A 6,814-nucleotide genomic window follows, 5' to 3' on the forward strand; every position below is an offset into this window, starting at 1 on the left:
GCTCCCGCCAGCAAGCAAAAAGCCCGCATCAGCGGGCTTTTTGCTTGCTATGCCGTGAAACGGCCACGCCAGCGCAATCAGGCGAACGAATAGAACACCCGGAACTGCACCTTGCGCTCGCCCCAGAACTCAGCGGCGTCACGGAACACGTCGAGCAGCACCTCGCGCGCTTCCTTGTCGAACTTCTGCGCGATCGGCAGGCCTTCCAGCACGATCACGAAGCCCGGCTGCGGGCCGGCCTTGTAGATCATGTCGGTCAGGCAGTCGGCCAGTGCGTCGAAATTCTTGCCGAAGTGCTTCGGGAAGGTGAACGACGTGGCAATGGTTTCCAGGATCTCCGCCTTGCTCGCGCAATGGGCGCAATTGGCATAGAGGAAATGCTGCCCGAGATCGGCGGCCGCCTGGGCCAGCTCAGGCACGCGGAAAGCGCGGATCGACTGGACGATGTTCGGACGCACCGTCTTGAACAGGTTCATGGCCCCCTCGCTGGTGCCGTCATTCCAGCCAGGACCGGCGGGCATGGCCACGGGTGCGGTCGCGGGCGGGAGTTTTTGCTTGAGCTCTTGGCTCGGCATCATCAGCACGTTGTCGTATAGGTTCTGGGCCTGCTGCTGAGCCCGCTGCCAGCCATCTCCGGCGCCGCGCTCTTCGCGGGCGGCAAGGGCGTCGCCCAATCCGAAAATGTCAGTCATCATTTGAGTATCCGTTTGAAGCTGTTGTAGTGATCTTCCGTGTAGTAACAATCGTTGGCGGCGCGTTGTTCCCCGCCGCAGACGATCCGCCTGGCTCCCCGGTTCCGGCTCCTGGCGCTCTTGACCGTGTATTCGCGGTAATACCCGCGTTCACGTTGCGGCAGGGCGCGTTCGTAGTTGCCGAATCGCGATCCGTCCTTGTCATACGGGAACGGGCCGCCGGCTTCGATGCGCTCCAGGGTCTGCCGTGCATCGTTGGGCAACTGTTGCACCGCAATGGTTCCCATCCCTTCGGTCTGCGCCTGGCGTGCCAGCGCCGGCTGCGCCAGGGCCAGCACCAGCGCCGCGCCGGTCATGGACCGGGCCAGCATGCGCGTTGCGTGCCGCATCAGAGGAACTTGGAAACCCACGTTGCTTGTCTTGGTTGAACCGGAAATCGAGCCTGCCGCTGGTTGGGTAGACGATCTGTCCGGGCCACCCTGGCCAGCGCCCTGCGCTACCCGTAGAGGAGCGCGATGGATGCCGGCCGCACCGGGGCGCTCATGGCGAGCGCCTGTATCAAAGGCGTAAGGTTACGCGCATGCACGCAATTAATCAATCCCAGCACTGTTGTCGCGCTATTTCTTCAATTGTTTCAATATGTTAAGCGTATGTGTGCGCATACTAACCATGCACATACGGACGTAAAAAAAGCCGGGCGAACCCGGCTTTCCGTCACATTGGCCTGTCTGCCGGCCATGCAAGCGGCTTAACGCTTGGCAGCAGCATCCACCACGACCAGCGAGGTCATGTTGACGATGCGGCGCACCGTGGCCGACGGCGTCAGGATGTGTACCGCCGCCTTCACGCCCAGCAGGATCGGCCCGATCGCGACGTTGTTGCCCGCGGCAACCTTGAGCAGGTTGTACGAGATATTGGCCGCGTCGATATTCGGGCACACCAGCAGGTTGGCTTCGCCCTTGAGCGAGCCGTCCGGCACCAGTTGGTCGCGCAGCTTCTGGTCGAGCGCGCTGTCGCCGTGCATTTCGCCGTCGATCTCCAGATCCGGGGCGCGATCGCGCAGGATGGCGAGGGTTTCGCGCATCTTGCGGGCCGAAGGCGCTTCGGACGAGCCGAAGTTCGAATGCGACAGTAGCGCGACCTTGGGCTCGATGCCGAAGCGCTTCAGTTCCTCGGCAGCCATCAGCGTGATCTGGGCCAGCTCCTCGGCGGTCGGGTCGACGTTGACGTGCGTGTCCACCAGGAAGATCTGGCGGCCCGGCAGCACCAGGCCATTCATCGCCGCGTAGACCTTGTTGGTCCCGCCCAGCACCTGGTCGATATAGCGCAGGTGCGCCGCGGTGTTGCTGACGGTGCCGCAGATCATGCCGTCGGCCTCGCCCCTTTTCACCAGCATTGCGCCGATCAGGGTGGTCCGGCGGCGCATTTCCAGCTTGGCGTACTGCGGCGTGATGCCCTCGCGGGCCATCATGCGGTAGTAGGCGTCGGAATACTCGCGGAAGCGCTCGTCGTGTTCCGGGTTGACCACGGTGAAGTCCACGCCGGCACGCAGGCGCAGGCCGAAGCGCTCGATGCGGTGCTGCAGCACGGCCGGACGGCCGATCAGGATCGGGTTGGCCAGCTTTTCGTCGACGATCACCTGCACCGCGCGCAGCACGCGCTCTTCCTCGCCCTCGGCGAAGACGATGCGCTTCTTCTCCATCTCGACCTTGCGCGCGGCGGCGTAGATCGGCTTCATCACCGTGCCCGAGTGGTACACGAACTGCTGCAGTTGCAGGCGGTAGGCGTCCATGTCCTCGATCGGACGGGCGGCCACGCCGGACTTCATCGCGGCTTCGGCCACGGCCGGGGCCACCTTGACGATCAGGCGCGGGTCGAACGGCTTCGGGATCAGGTATTCGGGACCGAACGACAGGTCCTGGATGCCATAGGCGGTGGCGACGATGTCGCTCTGCTCCTGGCGAGCCAGCTCGGCCAGGGCATTGGCCGCGGCGATTTCCATCTCACGCGTGATGGTGGTGGCGCCGCAGTCCAGCGCCCCGCGGAAGATAAACGGGAAGCACAGGACGTTGTTGACCTGGTTCGGGTAGTCGGTACGACCGGTGGCCATCACGGCGTCCGGGCGCACTTCCTTGACCAGTTCCGGCGCGATTTCCGGGTTCGGGTTGGCCAGGGCCAGCACCAGCGGCTTGTCGGCCATGCGCTGGACCATGTCCTGCTTGAGCACGCCGGCTGCGGACAAGCCCAGGAAGATGTCGGCGCCGTCGATCACTTCGCCCAGCTTGCGCTTGTCGGTCTTCTGGCAGAAGCGCGCCTTTTCCGGGTCCATCAGCTCGGTGCGGCCTTCGTAGACCACGCCGGCCAGGTCGGTCACCCAGATGTTCTCGATGGGCAGGCCGATGTCGACCAGCAGGTCCAGGCAGGCCAGCGCGGCCGCGCCGGCGCCGGAGGCCACCAGCTTGACCTGCTTGATGTCCTTGCCGACCACCTTCAGGCCGTTGATGACGGCCGCGGACACCACGATGGCGGTGCCGTGCTGGTCATCGTGGAAGACGGGGATCTTCATCTTCTCGCGCAGCTTGCGCTCGACGTAGAAGCACTCCGGTGCCTTGATGTCTTCCAGGTTGATGCCGCCGAAGGTGGGCTCGAGCGCGGCGATGATCTGGACCAGCTTTTCCGGGTCCTTCTCGTCGACTTCGATATCGAACACGTCGATGCCGGCAAACTTCTTGAACAGGCCAGCCTTGCCTTCCATCACCGGCTTGGAAGCCGCGGCGCCAATGTCGCCCAGGCCCAGCACGGCGGTGCCGTTGGTGATCACCGCGACCAGGTTGCCGCGGGCGGTGTAGCGGAAGGAGTTGGCCGGATCGGAAACGATCTCTTCACAGGCCGCGGCCACGCCCGGGGAATAGGCCAGGGCCAGGTCGCGCTGGTTCGACAGCGGCTTGGTCGGCGTGACCGAGATCTTGCCGGGGGTGGGAAACTCGTGGTACTCGAGCGCCGCTTTGCGCAGCGCCTCACGCTGCTGCTGTTTCAGATCGTCTTGGGACGGGGGCTGCTGAGGGCTGGTCATCGGCGCATCTTCCAATCGGTGGAGCCGTCATTGACGAGGCGGGGACGATCGGCGGACCGGCTCCACGTGTCCGCCCTTCTCTTCCTTTGGAACCCCGCATTTTATATAGTGAAATACTATTTCACAATAAGCGTTTTGCTTGGGGCACCTTTGCGATTCGGTACAATATGCCCCATCCGCCGGGGCAATACCAGCAAGCGTAGCGCCTGCCGGCAGAAGCGGCGCACCGCCAGGCGGTCATGGCTGTCGTGCGCGGCAGTATCTTGCTGAAATGCCGGGCGCGCCCCATCCTGATGCGCTGCGCGGACGCCAAGGGATCGTTCCGCAATCGCAACGCATCTTCCCGCAACGCGCAGCCATCCCGATTGCGCCCTTCCCCCGCCGGTCTCCGATTACGATGCCCCACGCCCAGCCTGCCCAGCTTTCCGAATTCGACCTGATCCGCCGCTATTTCACGCGGCCGGTGCGCAAGGCCGCGCTCGGCGTGGGCGATGACTGCGCGCTGATCGAAGGCCGCCCCGGCCACCACCTGGCCATCAGCACCGACATGCTGGTCAGCGGCCGCCATTTCTTCCCGGACGTGGCGCCGCGCGCGCTCGGCCACAAGGCACTGGCGGTGAACCTGTCCGACCTGGCCGCCATGGGCGCCGAGCCGCGCGCCTTCACGCTGGCGCTGGCGCTGCCCGAGGCCGAGCCCGCCTGGCTGGCCGAACTCGCCGGCGGCATGCTGGCGCTGGCCGACGCCCACGGCTGCGAACTGATCGGCGGCGATACCACGCGCGGCCCGCTGACGCTGTCGCTGACGGTGTTCGGTGACGTGCCGCTGCGCGCCGCGCTGCGCCGCGACGCCGCCCGCACCGGCGACGACATCTGGATCTCCGGTACGCTCGGCGACGCCCGCCTGGCGCTGGGCGACTGCCGCGGTGAATGGCTGTTGCCGGAACCCGAGTTCAGCCAGGTCCGGCCCCGCATGGATACGCCCACGCCGCGCGTGGCGCTGGGCATGGCCTTGCGCGGCGTGGCGCATGCCGCACTTGATATTTCCGACGGCCTGGTCGGCGACCTCGGCCATATCCTGGAGCGCTCGCAGGTGGGCGCGCTGGTCGACGTCGACGCGCTGCCGCGCTCGGCGGTGCTGGCCAGCCAGCCGAACGCCATCCAGCGCGAATGCGTGCTGGCCGGCGGCGACGACTACGAACTGTGCTTCACCGCACCCGCCGGCAATCGCGACGCCATTGCCGCGATCAGCGAGCGCCTGGAGCTGCCGCTGACGCGTATCGGCGCGATCACGCCCGAGCCCGGCCTGCGGCTGGTCGACGGTGCCGGCAACCCGACCCGCTACGAAGGCGCCAGCTTCGACCACTTTGCTGCCCCCTGACACCGGGTCACAGGCATGTCATGATGCCGGCATCGGCGCCTGCGCGGGCACGGGAGTCCCGCGAGCATTGCAGGCGAGCCGGCCATAACCATAAGCAGTCACTGCATCACACGAGCCAATTTTGATGTCCACCTTCCCTCCCGGGGCCGCGCCGCGCGACCCCGCCCTGACCCTGGAAGCCGGCCAGACCGTCAAGGTCACGCGCCCGAGCGCGCGCTTCATGCTGGCCCATCCGGCGCACCTGATCGCCCTCGGCTTCGGCTCGGGCCTGTCGCCCGTTGGGCCGGGCACGGTCGGCACGCTCTACGCCTGGCTGTCGTACGTGGTGATCTCGCTGTGGATCGAACCCACTACCTGGCTGTGGATCATCGCCGGCGGCTTCCTGGTGGGCCTGTGGGCGTGCGCCCGCACCGCGCGCGACATGGGCGTGCACGACCACGGCAGCATGGTCTGGGACGAGATCGTCGCCTTCTGGCTGGTGCTGGCCTTTGTCATGCCGACCGGCTTCTGGGGGCAATTCGCCGCCTTCCTGTGGTTCCGGCTGTTCGATATCGCCAAGCCGGCACCGATCGGCCACTATGACCGCACGCTCAAGGGCCCGGGCCTGCGCGGCGGCTTCGGCGTGATGTTCGACGACATCTTCGCGGCGTTCTACACGCTGCTGGTGTTTGCGCTGTGGCGCTCGTTCTGAGCCACCATCGCCGCGCATCGCCAGCGGTTTGAAGCGGATTTCCCAATAACCACCCCATATCCATCATGTCCGTCAGCCGCCTGCTCGACCAGCTCGCCATCCAGGCCGGCGTCGCCCTAGCCGACAAATCCCTGATGCTCGCCACCGCCGAATCCTGCACCGGCGGACTGGTGGCCGCCGCCATTACCGACGTATCGGGCTCGTCCGGCTGGTTCGAGCGCGGCTTCGTCACCTACTCCAACGAGGCCAAGTCCACCATGCTGGGCGTGCCCGCCAAGCTGATCCGCGACCACGGTGCGGTCAGCGAGGAAGTGGCGCGCGCCATGGCCGAGGGGGCGCTGCTCAACAGCCGCGCGCAGGTGGCGCTGTCGGTCACCGGCGTGGCCGGCCCCAATGGCGGCACCCCGGAGAAGCCGGTGGGCATGGTCTGCTTCGGCTGGAGCAACCGCATCACCACCCATACCGAAACCCAGCGCTTTCGCGGCGACCGGGGGCAGATTCGGCGGCAGGCGGCTGAGCATGCGATGCGGGGGTTGTTGGAGTTGGTTCGGAATGAGGCGTAGGGTGTCGTGCTTGACTGGCGTGGCTGTTTCGCCGGCGTAGCCGGCGGGGCTTTCTGCTCGTTGGCTTGGGTAGGTAGGTCGGGTTTCCTGTTGTCGTAGGATTAACCGCCTGGTTCCGCCCTGCTGGGCGGGTCACTTTTTGTCCGAGCGACAAAAAGTAACCAAAAAACGCGTCGCCTCTGGCGGCTGGCCACCAATTTGGTGGTGTTGGTGGTTCGGGCGGTGGTGATTTCCGTTCGATGGCGTCGGTGGTTCGGGCCTGCTACGCATCCTGTCTGTGCCCACATCAACGGGCTATTGGACGAACCCGACTTTAGGCGGTTGGCAGCCTGCTAAGCACCGCGTCGGTGGGACGCCTTCGGCTGCGCTTCGCGCCGGCCCTAACGTGGCAGGCGGACGGCCACGTCCTAATTTGCG

Annotated in this window: 6 protein-coding genes; 3 read left to right on the forward strand and 3 right to left on the reverse strand. The window is 65.9% G+C overall.

Annotation, left to right across the window (positions count from 1 at the left end):
* Window positions 1–77: 77 nt before the first annotated feature.
* From DN412_RS36635 to DN412_RS36645, 3 genes are all read right to left on the reverse strand, one after another.
* Complete coding sequence (locus DN412_RS36635) at window positions 78–695, reverse strand: barstar family protein (protein ID WP_115216015.1); 618 nt, start codon at window positions 693–695, stop codon at window positions 78–80.
* Window positions 692–1,063 carry a guanyl-specific ribonuclease gene (locus tag DN412_RS36640; protein ID WP_115216019.1) on the reverse strand — a complete coding sequence of 124 codons (372 nt, stop codon included), beginning with the start codon at window positions 1,061–1,063 and terminating at the stop codon, window positions 692–694. Before DN412_RS36640 ends, DN412_RS36635 begins: the two co-directional genes overlap by 4 nt.
* 377 nt (window positions 1,064–1,440) lie before the next feature.
* Window positions 1,441–3,765: an NADP-dependent malic enzyme gene (locus tag DN412_RS36645; RefSeq protein ID WP_115216016.1), complete on the reverse strand. Its 2,325-nt coding sequence runs from the start codon at window positions 3,763–3,765 to the stop codon at window positions 1,441–1,443.
* A 397-nt stretch (window positions 3,766–4,162) separates the two neighbouring features.
* On the opposite strand from DN412_RS36645, the gene thiL reads away from it, so the two are divergent.
* From thiL to DN412_RS36660, 3 genes are all read left to right on the forward strand, one after another.
* Entirely contained in the window at window positions 4,163–5,143 is a 981-nt protein-coding gene (thiL, locus tag DN412_RS36650; RefSeq protein WP_115216020.1) for a thiamine-phosphate kinase, read from the forward strand.
* Between the two features lie 124 nt (window positions 5,144–5,267).
* Entirely contained in the window at window positions 5,268–5,834 is a 567-nt protein-coding gene (locus DN412_RS36655) for a phosphatidylglycerophosphatase A family protein (RefSeq protein WP_115216017.1), read from the forward strand.
* A gap of 65 nt (window positions 5,835–5,899) precedes the next feature.
* The gene (locus tag DN412_RS36660; protein WP_115216018.1) at window positions 5,900–6,397 is read left to right on the forward strand and encodes a CinA family protein; all 498 of its coding nucleotides are present in this window, start codon (window positions 5,900–5,902) and stop codon (window positions 6,395–6,397) included.
* Window positions 6,398–6,814 lie beyond the last annotated feature (417 nt).

The sequence above is a fragment of the Cupriavidus lacunae genome (genome assembly GCF_003353055.1).
Classification (GTDB): domain Bacteria; phylum Pseudomonadota; class Gammaproteobacteria; order Burkholderiales; family Burkholderiaceae; genus Cupriavidus; species Cupriavidus lacunae.